The 15,717-nt window shown below is 71.9% G+C and carries 16 protein-coding genes; 6 read left to right on the top strand and 10 right to left on the bottom strand.

Going from position 1 to position 15,717, the window contains the following annotated elements; all coding sequences use genetic code 11:
• Positions 1–100: 100 nt before the first annotated feature.
• Together ACFV6V_RS27265 and ACFV6V_RS27260 are read right to left on the bottom strand one after the other, a co-directional pair.
• Positions 101–1,474: a hypothetical protein gene (locus ACFV6V_RS27265; RefSeq protein ID WP_385569993.1), complete on the bottom strand. Its 1,374-nt coding sequence runs from the start codon at positions 1,472–1,474 to the stop codon at positions 101–103.
• A 132-nt stretch (positions 1,475–1,606) separates the two neighbouring features.
• Positions 1,607–3,037 (bottom strand): dihydrolipoyl dehydrogenase family protein, encoded by a 1,431-nt coding sequence (locus tag ACFV6V_RS27260; protein ID WP_385569991.1) that lies wholly within the window; start codon positions 3,035–3,037, stop codon positions 1,607–1,609.
• Between the two features lie 120 nt (positions 3,038–3,157).
• On the opposite strand from ACFV6V_RS27260, the gene trxA reads away from it, so the two are divergent.
• A complete protein-coding gene (gene trxA / locus ACFV6V_RS27255; protein WP_385569988.1) occupies positions 3,158–3,556 on the top strand; it encodes a thioredoxin in 399 nt (132 codons plus the stop codon).
• A 125-nt stretch (positions 3,557–3,681) separates the two neighbouring features.
• Here the strand turns inward: trxA and ACFV6V_RS27250 are convergent, their stop codons facing one another.
• The 4 genes from ACFV6V_RS27250 to ACFV6V_RS27235 form a co-directional block, all read right to left on the bottom strand.
• The gene (locus ACFV6V_RS27250) at positions 3,682–3,951 is read right to left on the bottom strand and encodes a hypothetical protein (RefSeq protein ID WP_385569985.1); all 270 of its coding nucleotides are present in this window, start codon (positions 3,949–3,951) and stop codon (positions 3,682–3,684) included.
• Between the two features lie 37 nt (positions 3,952–3,988).
• On the bottom strand, positions 3,989–5,029 hold the full coding sequence (locus ACFV6V_RS27245) for a LacI family DNA-binding transcriptional regulator (protein WP_385569983.1): 1,041 nt from the start codon (positions 5,027–5,029) through the stop codon (positions 3,989–3,991).
• Positions 5,030–5,232: 203 nt separating this feature from the next.
• Positions 5,233–6,609: an MFS transporter gene (locus tag ACFV6V_RS27240; protein ID WP_385569980.1), complete on the bottom strand. Its 1,377-nt coding sequence runs from the start codon at positions 6,607–6,609 to the stop codon at positions 5,233–5,235.
• The gene (locus ACFV6V_RS27235; protein ID WP_385569978.1) at positions 6,606–7,508 is read right to left on the bottom strand and encodes a TIGR02452 family protein; all 903 of its coding nucleotides are present in this window, start codon (positions 7,506–7,508) and stop codon (positions 6,606–6,608) included. The genes ACFV6V_RS27240 and ACFV6V_RS27235 overlap by 4 nt, the downstream gene beginning before the upstream one ends.
• 135 nt (positions 7,509–7,643) lie before the next feature.
• Here ACFV6V_RS27235 and egtA point away from each other — a divergent pair, with 135 nt between their 5' ends.
• Genes egtA through egtD form a run of 4 tightly spaced genes read left to right on the top strand, consistent with a single transcriptional unit; the run spans position 7,644 to position 11,984 of the window.
• Entirely contained in the window at positions 7,644–8,939 is a 1,296-nt protein-coding gene (egtA, locus tag ACFV6V_RS27230) for an ergothioneine biosynthesis glutamate--cysteine ligase EgtA (protein WP_385569975.1), read from the top strand.
• Complete coding sequence (gene egtB / locus ACFV6V_RS27225) at positions 8,936–10,252, top strand: ergothioneine biosynthesis protein EgtB (RefSeq protein ID WP_385569972.1); 1,317 nt, start codon at positions 8,936–8,938, stop codon at positions 10,250–10,252. The genes egtA and egtB overlap by 4 nt, the downstream gene beginning before the upstream one ends.
• On the top strand, positions 10,252–11,025 hold the full coding sequence (gene egtC, locus ACFV6V_RS27220) for an ergothioneine biosynthesis protein EgtC (protein ID WP_385569970.1): 774 nt from the start codon (positions 10,252–10,254) through the stop codon (positions 11,023–11,025). The genes egtB and egtC overlap by 1 nt, the downstream gene beginning before the upstream one ends.
• A complete protein-coding gene (egtD, locus tag ACFV6V_RS27215) occupies positions 11,022–11,984 on the top strand; it encodes an L-histidine N(alpha)-methyltransferase (RefSeq protein ID WP_385569967.1) in 963 nt (320 codons plus the stop codon). Before egtC ends, egtD begins: the two co-directional genes overlap by 4 nt.
• Here egtD and ACFV6V_RS27210 read toward each other — a convergent pair.
• Complete coding sequence (locus ACFV6V_RS27210) at positions 11,879–12,883, bottom strand: lysophospholipid acyltransferase family protein (RefSeq protein ID WP_385569965.1); 1,005 nt, start codon at positions 12,881–12,883, stop codon at positions 11,879–11,881. The two genes, egtD and ACFV6V_RS27210, sit on opposite strands and share 106 nt — an antisense overlap.
• Complete coding sequence (locus ACFV6V_RS27205) at positions 12,880–13,656, bottom strand: GNAT family N-acetyltransferase (protein WP_385569962.1); 777 nt, start codon at positions 13,654–13,656, stop codon at positions 12,880–12,882. The genes ACFV6V_RS27210 and ACFV6V_RS27205 overlap by 4 nt, the downstream gene beginning before the upstream one ends.
• 249 nt (positions 13,657–13,905) lie before the next feature.
• On the opposite strand from ACFV6V_RS27205, the gene ACFV6V_RS27200 reads away from it, so the two are divergent.
• Positions 13,906–14,115 carry a dodecin gene (locus ACFV6V_RS27200; protein WP_361280766.1) on the top strand — a complete coding sequence of 70 codons (210 nt, stop codon included), beginning with the start codon at positions 13,906–13,908 and terminating at the stop codon, positions 14,113–14,115.
• A 181-nt stretch (positions 14,116–14,296) separates the two neighbouring features.
• On the opposite strand, the gene ACFV6V_RS27195 is transcribed toward ACFV6V_RS27200, so the two are convergent.
• The gene (locus tag ACFV6V_RS27195; protein WP_385569959.1) at positions 14,297–14,794 is read right to left on the bottom strand and encodes a hypothetical protein; all 498 of its coding nucleotides are present in this window, start codon (positions 14,792–14,794) and stop codon (positions 14,297–14,299) included.
• 82 nt (positions 14,795–14,876) lie between these two features.
• The gene (locus ACFV6V_RS27190) at positions 14,877–15,713 is read right to left on the bottom strand and encodes a tyrosinase family protein (RefSeq protein ID WP_385569956.1); all 837 of its coding nucleotides are present in this window, start codon (positions 15,711–15,713) and stop codon (positions 14,877–14,879) included.
• Positions 15,714–15,717 lie beyond the last annotated feature (4 nt).

Genomic DNA, 15,717 nt, shown 5'->3' with positions numbered 1-15,717 from the left:
CCGATCTTCGACCTCGTCGACTACGGCGTCGTCGGCGACCTCTTCAACGTCGTCCCCCAGCTCACCGAGGACATCAACACCCGCAAGGGCTGATCCGTGGTCACGGGGCGGACGGAGTCCGGGGCGGTCTGACCGGTCCCGGCCCGTCCGCCCCGGTGTTTTTCGTGCCGACAGTGCTGTCCTGGGCCAGGAACTCCACCACCGCCATGGCCAGCAGCAGCACCAGCGCGATGGCGATGACGACCCAGCCCGTGGGGTAGCTCCACAGGATGAACACCAGCAGCGCCACGGCCACCAGCACCCAGGTGATCCAGGACCGGTATCGCCGGACGAACGGACCCACGGGCCCGGTGCGCATGCCCCAGTGGTCGGCCGTGGCACGTACCGCGGCGATTCCCGAGATCCACAGCTGCCGTACGAGGGTGGCGTACCGCCCGGGGCCGCTCAGCCAGGCGGCGAGGGCCACCACCACGCCCAGCGCGATGGTCACCCGGACCATGGTGCGCAGATAGCGCGTCATGGTGTCGTAGATCGTGCCCGCCGCGGGCTGCGAGACGCTGTCGGGCAGCGCGTTGAGATACACCACCCGGAACACGGTGAGCGCGACGCCGAGTACCACCGCGGCGAAGGCGAGGCCGAGCGCGCCGGCGACGAGGGCCCGGCGCCGGTGCCTGGACAGCAGCACACCGGCGATGACCAGCACCACCGCGATGACCGGCAGCCAGACCCCGGCGATCTGCAGCAGCCGGAAGTAGGTCTTCACGCGGCCGATGTCGTCGGAGCGCAGCACGGTGAAGTCGGTGTGCACCTCGGGGATCTTCGACGCGATGGTCAGCCCGTCGTCCACGAGGCGCTGCTTGACCCTGTCGATCACCGGTGCGAGGTCGACGGTGACCGAGTTGTTGTGGATCGTCACGGTGCTGTCCGCGCTGCCCGTGAGGGCCTTGACCAGTGCGGCGTGGGCGTCGCGGTTGGCGTCGATCCAGATGGTCCTGAAGACGTCCGAGGCGAGGATCTCCTGGGTCTTGTCCTGGACGAAGCTGCGCACGGCGCCTTCCAGGGAGTTGCCCACCTGGCCGATGAGCTTGTCCAGCAAGGGCCGGTCCGCCGGGGCGGCTTCCTCCAGCAGTGCGCCCAGATCGATGTGTTCCATCACCGCGTTGGTGACACGGGCCGCGGCCGCCTGCTGGACGTCCGCGTCGGAGGCGAGCGGGGCGACGGTGGCCACATAGCGGTCGGTGTCGCCGATCTCGTCCGCCGTCCATGCGGCGACGACGCCGAACGGCGCGAGTACGCAGCCGAGCACGATGAGCAGCGCGGCGAAGAAGGACCTCGTGCGGTGCCGGGGGGTTCGCTTCTCCTGCTGGGACTCGAGTGCCGCGACACGGTCGCGCAGTCGGTTCAGATCGGCCGAGCCGGGGTCCGGCACTCGGTCGTCCGGCGCTCCGTTGCCCGGAACTCCGTTGTCCGGCATGGCAGGACCTCCCGGTATGAATGGGTGGTCCCAGCAGAACCCGGGGGCGGGGGGTGCGCGAGCGCTGCGAGCCATCCGGGTGCCGCGGTCGACCTGTTCGGGTGCCTCCTCTGCGCGCGCCGCCTCCGCGGCTCAGCCCCGGTAGGTCTCGAGCAGCCGCAGCCAGACCTCGCTGATGGTCGGGTAGGAGGGTACGGCGTGCCACAGGCGGTCGATCGGCACCTCGCCCGCGACGGCGATCGTGGCCGAGTGGAGCAGCTCACCCACGCCGGGTCCGACGAAGGTGACCCCGAGCAGGATCTCCCTGTCCAGGTCGACGACCATACGGGCACGTCCGCGGTAGCCGTCCAGGTACAGCCCCGCTCCGGAGACCGCGCCGAGGTCGTAGTCGACCGCCCGTACCCGGCGGCCAGAGGCCTCCGCCTGGGCGAGGGTCAGGCCGACGGCCGCCGCCTCGGGATCGGTGAAGACGACCTGGGGTACGGCGTCGTGGTCGGCGGTGGCGGAATGCGCTCCCCAGCGGTCGGTTTCGAGCAGGGGGACGTGCTGGGCCCGGGCTCCGATCGCGGCTCCCGCGATGCGTCCCTGGTACTTGCCCTGATGGGTCAGCAGGGCACGGTGGTTGACGTCGCCGACGCCGTAGAGCCAGTCGGTGCCCTCGACCCGGCAGGTGTCGTCGACCGTCAGCCAGGATCCCGGTTCCAGGCCGACCGTCTCCAGGCCGATGTCCTCGGTGCGGGGAGCGCGTCCGGTGGCGAAGAGGACCTCGTCGGCGTCGATCAGTTCGCCGCCTTCGAGGATCACGGTGACCGGTCCTTCGCCTCCGTCACGGCGCAGGGCTTCGACGGACGACCCGGTGCGGACCGTGGCACCGCCCTCGGTGAGGGCGTCCACGATGTAGTCGCTGACGAAGGGCTCCATCCGCGGCAGCACCCCTTTGCCCCGGACGAGCAGGGTGACCTGGGAGCCGAGTGCCTGCCATGCGGTGGCCATCTCGGTGCCCACCACTCCCCCGCCGACCACCACCAGGCGGCCCGGCGCGGCCTTGGCGCTGGTGGCCTCGCGGCTGGTCCATGCCCTGGCGCCGGCCACCCCGGGCAGTTCGGGCAGCACGGCCCTGGTGCCGGTGCACACGGCGACGGCATGCCGGGCGGTGAGCACATGGTGTTCGCCTTCGGGTCCGGTGACGACGACCTTCCTGGGGCGGTGCAGTCTGCCGTGGCCGCGGTAGAGACGGGCGCCGGTCGAGTCGAGCCAGGCGACCTGGCCGTCGTCCTTCCAGTGCGAGGTGTACTCGTCGCGGTGGGCGAGCACCGCCGGGGTGTCCAGCGAGCCGTGCACCACCTCGCGGACTCCCGGGACGCGTCGGGCGTCGGAGTGGGTGATCGCCGGCCTCAGGAGCGCCTTGCTCGGCATGCACGCCCAGTACGAGCATTCGCCGCCGACCAACTCGCTCTCCACCAGCGCCGTACTCAACCCTGCGGCCCTTGCCCGCTCCGCCACGTTCTCCCCGGTGGGACCCCCGCCCAGCACCACCACGTCGTACTCCACGGCTTCGGTCATATGGACAAGTCTGGAGCCACGTGTGCGGCGGGGCCACATGGGCAGGCGGAATACGGCCCGCCCGGCACACGGTTGTGCTGGGCGTCCCCCACTACGGACAGCAGGAAGAGGTTGGAACACATGAGCACCATCGAGCTCACCAAGGAAAACTTCGATCAGGTTGTAGCTGACAGTGAATTCGTCCTGATCGACTTCTGGGCTTCTTGGTGTGGCCCGTGCCGCCAGTTCGCCCCCGTCTACGAGCAGGCGTCCGAGCGGCACGCCGACCTTGTCTTCGCGAAGGTGGACACGGAGGCGCAGCAGGAACTCGCCGCGGCGTTCGAGATCCAGTCGATTCCGACCCTGATGATCATCCGGGACAACGTGGCCGTCTTCGCGCAGCCCGGTGCACTGCCGGAGTCGGCGCTGGAGGATGTGATCGGGCAGGCGAGGGGGCTGGACATGGACGAGGTCCGCAAGTCCATCGCCGACGCCCAGGCAGCCCAGCAGGCCCAGGGCGGCGGGCAGCAGGCGCAGTAGGCCCGGCGACGGCACCAACGGCAGTCGCGGCGGATCGCGGTGCGGCAGCCGCGGCGGACAGCGGTACGGACGGGCCCGGGCATGCGCCGTGAGGGCGCACCGCCCGGGCCGGTCCGTACCGTCGCTCAGGCCCTCGGGTAGTCCGACACCAGCGCGGTCAGGCCGTAGTCCAGCTCCGCACCGTCCACCAGCAGCGCCTCCACGGTGCGCGTCGCCGTATCGATGTCGGCGATGACGCCGTGCCCTGAATAGCGCGGATAGCCGGAGGCGCCGGTCTCACCCGTGTACTCCACGGTCGCCGACCGCACCGCGCTGTCCTCCACGGCCGCACCGGAACGGTCCACCACGTGTGACGGCACCAGCAGGATCTGGAAGTGCCGCGGAAGGGTACTCATGCCTTGACGCTAGCGACGCACCGCCGACGCCGCACGCTCACGTGGACTCGCGGCCGATCGTCCGCGCGCCCAGCAGATCGTGCCGCTCGGGAGCACCGCCCGGATCGCGGACCACCCGGTCGACCAGCTCCGCGAGATGCTGTCCGGTGACCATGTCGATCCGGACCGTGCTGAGCCGTGGCCGCAGCAGCCGCCCGAGGAGCAGATCGTCCGCGCCGATCACCGCGGTCTCGTCGGGGACGCCGATCCCGGCGTCCTGGAGCGCTCGCATCAGCAGCATGGCGTACTCGTCGTTGTACGCGTACACGGCGTCCAGTCCGAGTTCGCGCCAGCGTCCCGCGAGGGCGTCCGCGGCTGACTCGTCGTATCCGAGTGGCAGCGGTGTGACGGTCGCGCCGAGGGGTTCGGCGGTCTGTCGCAGCCCGGCGAGGCGTGGCTCACGGAAGAGTGCCAGCCCCGGCTCTTCAGGCATGATCATGCCAATCCGTCGCCGACCGCGTTCCAGCAGGTGCTGCGCCGCCCGGACCCCCACCTCGCGCTGGTCCATGACCAGCGAGTGGGCCCCCCGCACCTGCTGCGGGCCCAGCGTGATCACCGCTCGCGCTCCGGAGCGCTTGAGCACGTCCACCCCCTGCGGGGTGAGTGCGACCTCGCCGAGGGACACCACCGCGACGGGCCGCAGTTCGGCCCACGCCCTGGCGGCGGCGTCGCCGTCCAGGCCGAGACTGCCGTACTGCACGACGGTGTAGTCCAGGCGCCGCAGCGCCCACTGGAGTTCGCCGATGAAGTGCCCGTCGAGTGGGCCTCGCGCCACATGCGCGGTGGGCAGCAGCACGATACGCGTGTGCCCCGCTCGCAGGCTGCGGGCCGCCGCGTGCGGCACATAGCCCAGCTCTTCGGCCGCCTCGCGCACCCGCCGACGGGTGGGCTCGCTGATCCGCACCGCCGAGGTGTTGTTGAGTACGTACGAGACGGTGGCCCGGGAGACGCCTGCCAGCCGCGCGACGTCGGCGCTGGTCGGGACGGTCCGGTCGGCCATGAGGGAGCGTTCTGCCGGCTGTCTGGGTGTCTGGGTCATCGCCCTGGGTGTCTGACTCATCGCTCTGGGATACTTCCAGAGCGATCAGGCCCGGAAATCGGTGAGTGGCCTGAAGTGTTCGCCGCGCCCTGACCACCGGCGCCGTTGACGCGGCGGCGCCCGGCGGCTTCGGCTCGCACCCCGCCGACCCCCCGCAACCATGCCGTTCACGGCATGATCCGCTGCAAGGAGCTACCGATCGATCACGCTCCGGCGCCGGTATGCGCGGTGGCGGCCCTCGTATCGGTGCATGCGCTTTCGGCGCGATCGCGGCGGTCGTCGCGATCGCGAAGCTCACCGCTGTGGTGGTGCGCCCTGTGGACCCAGAGCAGGGCTCCCGCCGCCAGGAGCAGCGCACCCGGCAGCCAGGGCAGGGGCCCCTGCGGCAACGCACCGGCGACCAGACCGGTCGCGGCGCCCAGCGCTTGCAGCGCGAGGGACTGCACCGACAAGGCGGTGGCCCGGTGCGCGCCGCTGACGCGGCCGTGCAGCAGCTCGTTCTCGCTGGGGCCGGTGGCGCCGAGGGCGAGATAGATCAGTCCGTAGCCGAACGCGGCGAGCGCCGGCACGAAGGGACCCGACCAGGCGGCGGTGGCTGCGAGGACCAGCAGGCCGGCCGCCATCGCACCGAGACCGGCGAGCACAGCGCGCTGGGCGCCGCCCGTGACCCGGGCCACGAACGGCGCGAGGTGACTGCCGGCGGCCGTGCAGAGGAAGCCCCCGCAGGCGAGGAGTGCGAAGACGACCGCACCGGATGCGGTTGCACCGGTCAGCGCGGCGGTCCGGCCGGGCATGAGGAGTTCGATGGTGCCCAACGCACCGCCGGTCGCACATGCGGTGAGCAGCAGCCGTCGGACCAGCCGGTCACTCGCGCCCAGCCGCAGTCCGCCGAGCACCGTCGCCGGGACTCCCGCGACGACATCGCGCAGTGTGGCGGGGGGCCGGGGTGGTTCGGGCAGTCTGGTCAGCACATAGGTGACGAAGACGAGTACGACTGCCGCGCCCAGCAACCCCGGTACGGAGAGCGGCAGCACGACCCCGGAGGTGACCTCGGCAAGCCGCGCCCCGGGGTCGGATCCCAGGCCCAGCAGCCAGGGCAGTGCCCCGCCGGTCAGGGTGCCGACGGCCAGCGCGGTGGCGGAAGCGGTGCCGGCCCGGGACAGTCCGGTGCGCAGTTCGGCATCCGGGCCGGAGTGCGCCTGCACGGTGTCGACGTACCAGGCCTCGGCCGGTCCGCTGGACAGGGCTCGCCCCGAGCCCAGCAGGAGCATCGCGGACGTGAGCACCCAGGCGCTGGTGCCGAGGGCGAACAGCACGAGAGCGGTCAGATTGAGCACACCCGCCGCCGCCAGTACGGGGCGGCGGCCGATGACATCGCTGAGCCCGCCCGTGGGGAGTTCCAGCACGGCGACGGTCAGCGAGTGCACAGCGAACAGTCCGGCGACGGCCGCCACGCTGAAGCCGCGCTCGGTGAGCAGCAGTACGAGCGACGGCAGGTAGAGCCCCACGGGCAGCCAGAAGAGAAAGGTGACGGCGGTGAAGCGGCGGCGGGCGGTGCGCGGGTCGAGGCGCGGGGTCACCGCACCTCCCCGGCGGTCCCGACCGCCTCCGCAGCCCGGAAACCGCGCCCACGGGTCTCTGCGACCCGCCCGGAGCCGCCCTCGGGGAACGCCACCCGGAAAGCCTCCAGCGTCCGCTGCCCCTGGCCGCGGTCAAGCACCGCGAACACGACCTCGTCGAAGTGACCGCAGAACCGGCCGCCGTCCCGCAGCAGCCCCCGGAAGGCCCCCGCCACCTGCGCCGGATCGTTGCGGAAGACCCCGCAGCCCCAGGCCCCGAGGACCAGTCGCCGGTAGCCGGCCACTGCGGCCGTCTCCAGAACGCGCTCGGCGCGGGAGGCGAGCGCGGCGGAAATCCGGGCGGCCTCGTCCGGCGTGCGGCTGAGGATCACGCCGGCGTTCGGGGCGGGGGACGTGAGGAAGCCGACCGTGTACGGCGTGTCCAGCAGCCGGCCCCGCTCGTCGCGGAAGACCGGGACTCCGGGCGAGTGGATCACCCGGTCGGAGTAGAAGGGGCTCCGGTCCGCTCGGTGGTGCTCGTAGAACTGCGGGACCCGCAGCAGCGTGGTGTAGAGCCCGGAGGCCCGGCACAGGGCCTCCTCCTGGGCCTGGGCGCCGTTGAGATAGCCGCCACCGGGATTGCGGGCCGACGCGAAGGTGAGCACCGCCACCGTGCCCGGCGCCCGGGAGGTGAGCCGGCGGGCAGCGTCCAGGCTGCTCTCTCCGGTGACCTCGCATACGCTGGAACGGTCCGTGTCGGGCACCACCGGCACGGGTCCGGGCCCGTACATCCGAGTTCCTTCGACAGCCGCGGACAGTTCTCCGCCGATCGTCACCCCATGGCCGCCCGGCGCCCGGTAGCGACCTGCTTCGACGATCTCCTGGGTCTGTCTCGCGATCCCCCGTAGACGTGCACTCATGCCCGGAATCCTCAGTGATCCCACAGGGCGCCGGCAAACCTATTACGGCCTTCTTACCCCCACATGATCTCCCTTGTGCGAATGGACGGCTGTGACTTCTGGTGGACGGAGCGCTTGCGACAGGAGGATCCGATCATGGCCGCACGCGATGTCGGGGGCGGCGAACCGCTGCTCAGCGAAGGCGCCGCCGAAGAGTTGCTGCGTTGCATCTGTTTCAAGACCGGTCCGCCCCGCATGGTCGGGATCGAGCTCGAGTGGCTCGTACACGAACCGGACCACCCCGACAGACCCGTCGAGCCGTCGCGGCTGGAGCGGGTGTACTCCGGGGTGCGGGAGCTACCGCTCCGCTCGGCACTGACCTTCGAACCCGGCGGGCAGCTGGAGCTCAGCTCGCAGCCCGCCACGTCGCTGATGGAGTGCATCGACTCCATGGCGGCCGACCTCGACACCGTCCGTAACGCGCTGCGTGCGTCCGGGCTCAGCCTCGACGGCCACGGCCACGATCCGTGGAATCCCCCGCGCAGACTGCTGCACGAGCCCCGGTATGACGCGATGGAGCGGTATCTGAACCGGACCGGGCCGGCCGGCCGCTCGATGATGTGTTCATCCGCGTCCGTCCAGGTGTGCCTGGACGCGGGGTTCGAGGAACCGGGACCTCTCGGACTCGGCAGGCGATGGCAGCTGGCGCACCTGCTCGGCGCGGTGCTGGTGGCGGCGTTCGCCAACTCACCTGCGGGCGAGGGCCGTCCGACCGGCTGGCGGTCGACCCGTCAGGCCCTGTGGGCGGACCTGGACCCGGTACGGGCGCTCGCGCCCGACCCCGGTGCGCAGCCGCGCACGGGTTGGGCGGCCCATGTGCTGGACACGCCGGTGATGTGCGTCAGGGCCGCCGAAGGCCCCTGGCCGTCGCCCGAGGGGCTGACTTTCCGGCAGTGGATACGGACCGGACTGCCGAGGCCCCCCACACGCGCCGATCTCGAGTACCACATGACCACGCTGTTCCCCCCGGTACGCCCGCGTGGCCATCTCGAACTGCGCATGATCGACGCGCAGTCGGGCGAGGACGGCTGGAAGGTGCCGGTGGCGGTCACCACCGCGCTCTTCGACGACCCCGAGGCCGCGGAGATCGCGTACCGCATGGTCAAACCGCTGGCCGAGCTGGCCGGACCACTGCCCGCACCGCGCAACCCCCTGTGGACCGCCGCCGCCCGCGACGGACTCACCGACCCGGAACTGCACGGCGCCGCCGTCAGCTGCTTCGGTGTCGCCCTGGAGGCGCTGCCCAGGCTGGGTGCTTCCAGCGCCGTCGAGAAAGCGGTCGTGGAGTTCTTCGACCGCTATGTGCTGCCGGGCCGCTGCCCGGCCGACGACTTCGCGTTCCACCGGGGCGAGCAGCGGAACGTGCACCACGGCAAGGAGATCCACTCATGAACGAGTCCCAGGTGGCGTCCGACGAGGAGGCGCTCAGGCTGCGCGCCCTGGACGCGCTGACCGCTGCCCGGGCCCGCACCGCCCTCCTCACCACCTGCGTCGACGACCACGAGCTCACCGCACAGCACTCGCCGTTGATGTCGCCGCTGGTCTGGGACCTGGCGCACATCGGCAATCAGGAGGAGCAGTGGCTGCTTCGGGCCGTCGCCGGGCGTGAGGCCATACGCCCCGAGATCGACCCGGTGTACGACGCCTTCGAGCACCCGCGGGCCGAGCGGCCGTCGCTGCCGCTGCTCTCCCCCGCCGAATCCCGTGCCTATGCCTCCGACGTACGGGGCAGGGTGCTCGAGGTCCTCGATCAGCATCCGCTGTGCGGCGGGCCGCTCGTGGACTCCGGCTTCGCCTTCGGCATGATCGCCCAGCACGAACAGCAGCACGACGAAACCATGCTGATCACCCATCAGCTGCGGCACGGTCCGGCAGCGCTGGACGCACCCGAGCCGCCCCCCGGCGGCATGGCCGGACTGCCGTCCGAAGTGCTGGTCCCCGCAGGCCCGTTCACCATGGGCACCTCTGCGGAACCCTGGGCGCTGGACAACGAACGACCCGCGCACCAGCGCGAACTCCCGGCGTACTTCCTGGACACCGCGCCCGTCACCAACGGCGCCTTCCTGGCCTTCGTCGACGACGGCGGCTACGCCGACGAGCGCTGGTGGGCGGACGGGGGCTGGGACCAGATCCGCAGGCACGACATCGAAGCGCCGCTCTTCTGGCGGCGCGAGGCCGGCCAGTGGTTGCGGCGCAGGTTCGGGGTGACCGAACCGGTGCCGCCGGAAGAGCCCGTGCTGCACGTGAGCTGGTACGAGGCGGACGCATACGCCCGCTGGGCGGGGCGGCGGCTGCCGACGGAGGCCGAGTGGGAGAAGGCGGCCCGGCACGACCCCGGGTCCGGGCGCTCCCGGCGCTATCCCTGGGGCGACGGCGATCCGGCTCCCGACCGGGCCAATCTCGGCCAGCGCCATCTGCGTCCCGCCCCGGCCGGGGCGTATCCCGAAGGCGCGTCGCCGCTCGGGATCCGGCAGCTCATCGGTGACGTCTGGGAGTGGACGTCGAGCGACTTCCTCCCGTATCCCGGGTTCGTGGCGTTCCCCTACCGGGAGTACTCGGAGGTGTTCTTCGGGACCGACTACAAGGTGCTGCGGGGCGGCTCGTTCGCCGTGGATCAGGTGGCCTGCCGCGGTACGTTCCGCAACTGGGACCTTCCGGTGCGCCGCCAGATCTTCTCCGGGTTCCGCACGGCGAGGGACGCGTGATGTGCCGCCATATCGCCTTCGTCGGTCCGCAGACCGTGCTCGGTGAGCTGCTGGTGGCGCCACCGCACGGGCTCCTGCGGCAGTCCTGGGCGCCGCGCCGCCAGCGGTACGGGACGGTGAACGCGGACGGCTTCGGGGTCGGCTGGTACGCCGCGGACGACCCGGTCCCGGCCCGCTACCGCCGGGCCGGGCCGCTGTGGGCCGACCAGTCCTTCGCCGATCTGGCGCGCGTGGTGCGCGGCGGGGCCATGCTCGCGGCCGTGAGGGACGCGACCGAGGCCGGCGCGGACGGGGAGGCGGCGGCGGCGCCGTTCGCCGCCGGGCCGTGGCTGTTCAGTCACAACGGTGCCGTTGAGGGCTGGCCGCACTCGGTCGCGCCGCTGGCCGCGGCGCTGCCCGCGGCCGAGTTGCTCTCGATGGAGGCGCGTTGTGACTCCGCGCTGGTGTGGGCGCTGGTGCTGCACCGGCTGCGCGACGGCGACGGGCTCGGGGAGGCACTGGCCGAGACGGTGCAGGAGGTCGCCCGAGCGGCCCCTGGATCACGGCTCAACCTGCTGCTCACGGACGGGGTGACGGTCGCGGCGACCGCCTGGGGCGACACGCTCTGGTATCGCGCCGAGCCCGGGCGCCCTCGTTGCCCCAGCGGCCGCACGGTCGTGGCGTCCGAGCCGTATGACGACCATCCCCACTGGTGCGAGGTGCCCGACCGCACCCTGCTCGTGGCCACTCGCACCGATGTCCTGCTGACCCCGCTGAAGGAGCCACCTGCGTGAGCCCGTTCCAGCTGACCCGCACCCTGCCCGACGACGCGGCCGGCGCCGCTCTGCGCGCCGACGTGCTGCGCGGGCTGACCCGTACCCCCAAGGAACTGCCGCCCAAGTGGTTCTACGACGCACGCGGCAGCGAGCTGTTCGAGGACATCACCCGGCTGCCTGAGTACTACCCGACCCGTGCCGAGCGGGAGATCCTCATCGACCGCGCGGACGAGATCGCGGCGGTCACCGGCGCCCGCACCCTCGTGGAGCTGGGCTCCGGCTCGTCCGAGAAGACCCGGCATCTGCTGGAGGCCCTGACGGGGCTGCGCAGTTACGTGCCCGTCGACGTGAGCGAAAGCGCACTGAAAGGTGCTGCCGACGCACTGCTCCGTGAGCATCCGGCCCTGGACATCCATGCGATGACCGCCGACTTCACCCAGGCGCTGGAGCTACCGGCCACGCCGGGGCCCCGGCTCGTCGCGTTCCTCGGTGGCACGATCGGCAACCTCCTGCCGGGCGAGCGCGACGCGTTCCTGCGTGCGGTGCGGTCGATGCTGTCGCCCGGGGACGCCCTGCTGCTCGGCACGGACCTGGTGAAGGAGGAGGACGTACTGGTGGCGGCGTACGACGACACCGCCGGGGTCACCGCGGAGTTCAACCGGAATGTGCTCGCCGTCATCGACCGCGAGCTCGGGGCCGACTTCGATCCGGACGCCTTTGCCCATGTGGCGCTGTGGAACAGGGAGGAGGAGTGGGTCGAGATGCGGCTGCGGGCCCGGCAGGCGCTCAAGGTGACGATCCGGGCGCTCGACCTGGTCGTGCCGTTCGAAGCCGGTGAGGACATCCGCACCGAGGTGTCGGCCAAGTTCCGTCAGGAGGGTGTGCGCACCGAACTGGCTGATGCCGGGCTGAAGTTGTCCGAGTGGTGGACGGACTCGGCGGGGCGGTTCGCGCTGTCGCTGTCGACGGCCGTGTAGGCCGGGCCGCCGCCCGTCACGGCGTTGTGCGCCGCGCGGGCCAGTGACCGGCGGTCGGTGTGGCGTCCCGCGGGGATCGGGGGAAGGATCCTGATCTCCGCGGTGAGACCGGCGGTCGTCACGACCCGCCACAGCGACGCCGTGAGCGGGTCGTCGCCCACGAACGCGGCGGCACCGGTGGGCCGGTAGGTGATCCGTACCGGCTGCACGCCGGCTCCCGCGTCGAGTGCCGCCTGGAACGCCGCGTTGCGAAAGCGCCCCCGGGTCCGGCCGCACCAGGTCGAGCCCTCGGGGAACACGATCACGCGCGCTCCGTCCCTGAGGGCGTCCGCCATGACCGCGACAAGGTGGGGCAGTGCTCTCAGCCGGTCCCGGTCCACGAAGAGCGTTCCGCCGAACCGGGCGAGCGGGCCCAGCACGGGCCACCTCCGTACCTCCTTCTTGGCGAGCATCCGCCCGGGCAGCACGGCGGCGACGAGGGGAATGTCCAGCCAGGAGATGTGATTGGGGACGACCAGGCCCTGTCCGGGTGTTCTTCGGGGATCGGCCCGCGGCGTCGGGTGCGTGCGGTGTCCCCCGGCCCGGGGTGCCGGCCGGGGGCCGGGGATCGGCCCGGGGGCGGCCGAGTGCGCGCGGCCGGGTCTGCCGTGCTCCTCCGGGCCGATGACGCGGACCCGTACACCGAAGGCCCTGATCACGGTGCGGCACCACAGCCCCACCAGCCGGGCCCTGCCCTGCGGGCCGAGCGGGACCGTCACGGGAGCGACGACAAGGCCCGCGAGCACGGCGGCGGCTCCCGCCAGCAGCCGGACGACCGCCCTGAGGCGGCCGACGGTCGGCCACTGGACCGTGGCACAACCGACGGGGGTGCAGGGCGCGGTGGGGAGCCAGGCGCTCATTTCACCGGTGCCAGGGAGAGGAAGTGCCGCAGGTAGCGCGGGTTGGTGCGGCGCAGCGACAGGAGTACGTACAGGTCGGCGACGCCGAAATCGGGATCGTGGGCGGGCGCGCCGCACACCCAGGCGCCGAGCCGGAGGTAGCCGCGCAGCAGCGGGGGCAGCTCGGTGCGGCCCGCGGGCCGTGCGACGCCCTCGGCGTTCCAGAGCTTGTGCGGGGTGACCCAGTACTCCTCGGGCGCCAGGTGTTTGGCCTTGACGGTGTCCCAGGTTCCGGCGGCGAGGGTGCCTCCGTCGGCGAGCGGGATCGAGCAGCAGCCGGACAGCCAGGTGTGGCCGGTGCGGGTCATGTAGCGGGCGAGCCCGGCCCAGATGAGGGCGATGACGGCGCCGTTGCGATGCGCGGGGTGGACGCAGGAGCGGCCGACCTCGACCAGGTCGTCGCGGATGGGCTGGAGCCGCGCGAGGTCGAACTCGCTCTCGGCGTACAGCCGTCCGGCGATCCTCGCCCGCTCGGGCGGCAGTACCCGGTAGGTGCCGACGACCTCGCCGGTCTCCTCATGGCGTACGAGGATGTGGTCGCAGTACGCGTCGAAGGCGTCGGAGTCGAGCCCGGGCTCCGGGCCGTCGAGCCGGGCACCCATCTCTCCGGCGAACACCTGGTGCCGCAGCCGTTGTGCGGCGCGCACCTCCTCCTGGGTACGGGCGAGGGAGACGACGTAGCGTGGCTCGGCGGACACGACCGGGGCGGGGGCGACTGCGGGCGAAGCGGGCATGGCGGCTCTCCTCTGCCGTACGGATGCACCGGACAGCGCCTGCGGCAGCCCGGCCCCTAACTAATTCCGTGACCGGCTGGATTCGACGTGACGGGTGTGCGGAGCGGGGATGTGCGCCGTCTGAATGCCGGGCGACTCCGGGCGGCTCCGCTCAGCGCATCGGGTACGAAGGCCTCGGGGAGCGGACCGCCCCCCGCTGGGGCACCGTGGAGGGGAACGCCGGCACGGCGCAAAGGAGAGGACGACCCCATGTCCCACCACACCTATCGGGTCACCGAGATCGTCGGCACCTCGCACGAGGGGGTCGACCAGGCCATCCGCAATGGCCTCTCCCGGGCCAAGCAGACCATCCGGGGCCTCGACTGGTTCGAGGTGACACAGATCCGCGGCAACATCCTGGACGGCGAGGTCGAGCACTATCAGGTCGGCCTGAAGGTCGGGTTCCGCCTGGAGGACTGACGCGGGCGCCCGGAGGCAGGGGCGGCACCGTCATCCGTTCGGCCCAAGCACCGTCCGGTGATGGGGACGGGGCACGCGTCTCCGTGGACGCGCGCGTCGCCATCCGTCGGGCGGAGCGAGGAGTCGCGCTCCGCGTGCGGCGGCGCCGTGAACCGGCGAGCGGGAGGAGGCCGGGAGCGGGTCAGGTGCGGCCCTGACGCTCCTGGGCGTCCCGCATCGCCGCCGAAGTGCTCGCCCAGTTCGCCCGTACGACGGTGTAGCCCGCGCGTCGCGCCGACTCGCAGACGAGTTCGTCGTCGTCGACGAGCATCCGGATCGCGCGGTTGCGACCGAGGCGCTTGAGGATCTCCAGCTTGGTGGTGCGCGCGGGGCGCCGGTCGTGGTTGCGTCGCATGAAGATGCGGCCGCTCGGCAGCTCGTACCGCTCCAGCCACTCGACGGTGGCGATACGGCAGCGCTCGGGGCGGCCGGTGAGGTAGACGATCTCGCAGTCGGCGGCGGCCTCGGCGACCAGACTCAGGCCCTCGGCGAGCGGAGTGTCATCGGGAGCGGCGGCGAAGAAGGCGTCCCAGGCACGGGGCCTGCGCTCCAGGAAGTGCTGGCGGTGGCCGGTCTCGGCGAGGGTGCCGTCCAGGTCGAAGACGGCGAGGGGTCGGGGGTGCGGGTTCTGCTGGGTCACCTGCTCAAGGGTAGGTGCCACCGGCACCCGGGCCCCGGTGGGAAGTGTTTCCCACCGGGGCCCGGGGCCGGTCCGGCGTTGCCTACGCTGCCGGGGCGGGCGCGTCGTAGGTGTAGTGGCGCGTGTGGTCCAGCATGTCGGCGGGAGTCACGTTGTTCCAGGGACGCATGGTGTCGCGCAGGTCGACGACGTTGGGGGTCCCGGCCGCGGGGAGGTACGGCGAGTCGGGGTGGCGGGTCTGCCACTGCGACCAGAGCTTGTCGATGAACGCGTGGTGCATCCAGAACACCGGGTCGTTCGGGGAGGCTCCGGTGGTCATCTGGCCACCGACCCAGACATGGACGCGGTTGTGGAGGTTCACACCGCGCCAGCCCTCCAGGTGGTTGCGGAAACCTTCGGACGAGCTGTTCCACGGGGCGGCGTCGTAGGTGGACATGGCGAGCACGGTGTCGACCTCGGACTTGGTGGGCAGCTGCCGACCGCTCGCGCCGAGGTCGCGCCGCAGGAAGTTGCGGCCGTCGACGCGCACATTGATCGGCCAGGCACCGCGCGCGGCGGAGAACGGGCCGTCCATGACCTGTCCGTCCCGGGAGCGGCCGGTGCCGCCCATGAAGTCGGCCGCCCAGATGGAGGACGCCGTGGTGCGGTCGGCGGTCCAGTCCCAGTAGGGCAGCGCCACGCTGGCGTCCACGGACTGGAGCGCCTGCTCGAACTCGATGAGGAATCGGCGGTGCCACGGCAGGAACGAGGGTGAGCGGTGGCCGACCCGGTCCCCGTTGTCCGTGTCGCTCATGATGAACGCGTTGTGCGTGGTGACGAAGGTGTCGTAACGGCCGTTGCGCTTGAGCGCGAGGAGGGCGTTGACGAAGCGGCGCTTCTCGTCGGAGCCGAGCTGGGCCTGGTTCTTGCGTACGGTCATCGCT

This window comes from Streptomyces sp. NPDC059828 (assembly GCF_042731955.1).
GTDB lineage: Bacteria > Actinomycetota > Actinomycetes > Streptomycetales > Streptomycetaceae > Streptomyces.
This window is presented reverse-complemented; position numbering and strand designations above follow the sequence as displayed.

Coding starts and splice junctions, on each gene's coding strand:
- ACFV6V_RS27245 (WP_385569983.1), bottom strand. CDS start 5,029: ATGACCCAGACACCCAGACAGCCGGCAGAACGCTCCCTCATGGCCGAC.
- ACFV6V_RS27250 (WP_385569985.1), bottom strand. CDS start 3,951: ATGAGTACCCTTCCGCGGCACTTCCAGATCCTGCTGGTGCCGTCACAC.
- ACFV6V_RS27210 (WP_385569965.1), bottom strand. CDS start 12,883: ATGAGCGCCTGGCTCCCCACCGCGCCCTGCACCCCCGTCGGTTGTGCC.
- ACFV6V_RS27205 (WP_385569962.1), bottom strand. CDS start 13,656: ATGCCCGCTTCGCCCGCAGTCGCCCCCGCCCCGGTCGTGTCCGCCGAG.
- ACFV6V_RS27200 (WP_361280766.1), top strand. CDS start 13,906: ATGTCCCACCACACCTATCGGGTCACCGAGATCGTCGGCACCTCGCAC.
- ACFV6V_RS27190 (WP_385569956.1), bottom strand. CDS start 15,713: ATGACCGTACGCAAGAACCAGGCCCAGCTCGGCTCCGACGAGAAGCGC.
- ACFV6V_RS27265 (WP_385569993.1), bottom strand. CDS start 1,474: ATGCCGGACAACGGAGTTCCGGGCAACGGAGCGCCGGACGACCGAGTG.
- egtB (WP_385569972.1), top strand. CDS start 8,936: ATGAACGAGTCCCAGGTGGCGTCCGACGAGGAGGCGCTCAGGCTGCGC.
- trxA (WP_385569988.1), top strand. CDS start 3,158: ATGAGCACCATCGAGCTCACCAAGGAAAACTTCGATCAGGTTGTAGCT.
- egtA (WP_385569975.1), top strand. CDS start 7,644: ATGGCCGCACGCGATGTCGGGGGCGGCGAACCGCTGCTCAGCGAAGGC.
- ACFV6V_RS27235 (WP_385569978.1), bottom strand. CDS start 7,508: ATGAGTGCACGTCTACGGGGGATCGCGAGACAGACCCAGGAGATCGTC.
- ACFV6V_RS27260 (WP_385569991.1), bottom strand. CDS start 3,037: ATGACCGAAGCCGTGGAGTACGACGTGGTGGTGCTGGGCGGGGGTCCC.
- egtC (WP_385569970.1), top strand. CDS start 10,252: ATGTGCCGCCATATCGCCTTCGTCGGTCCGCAGACCGTGCTCGGTGAG.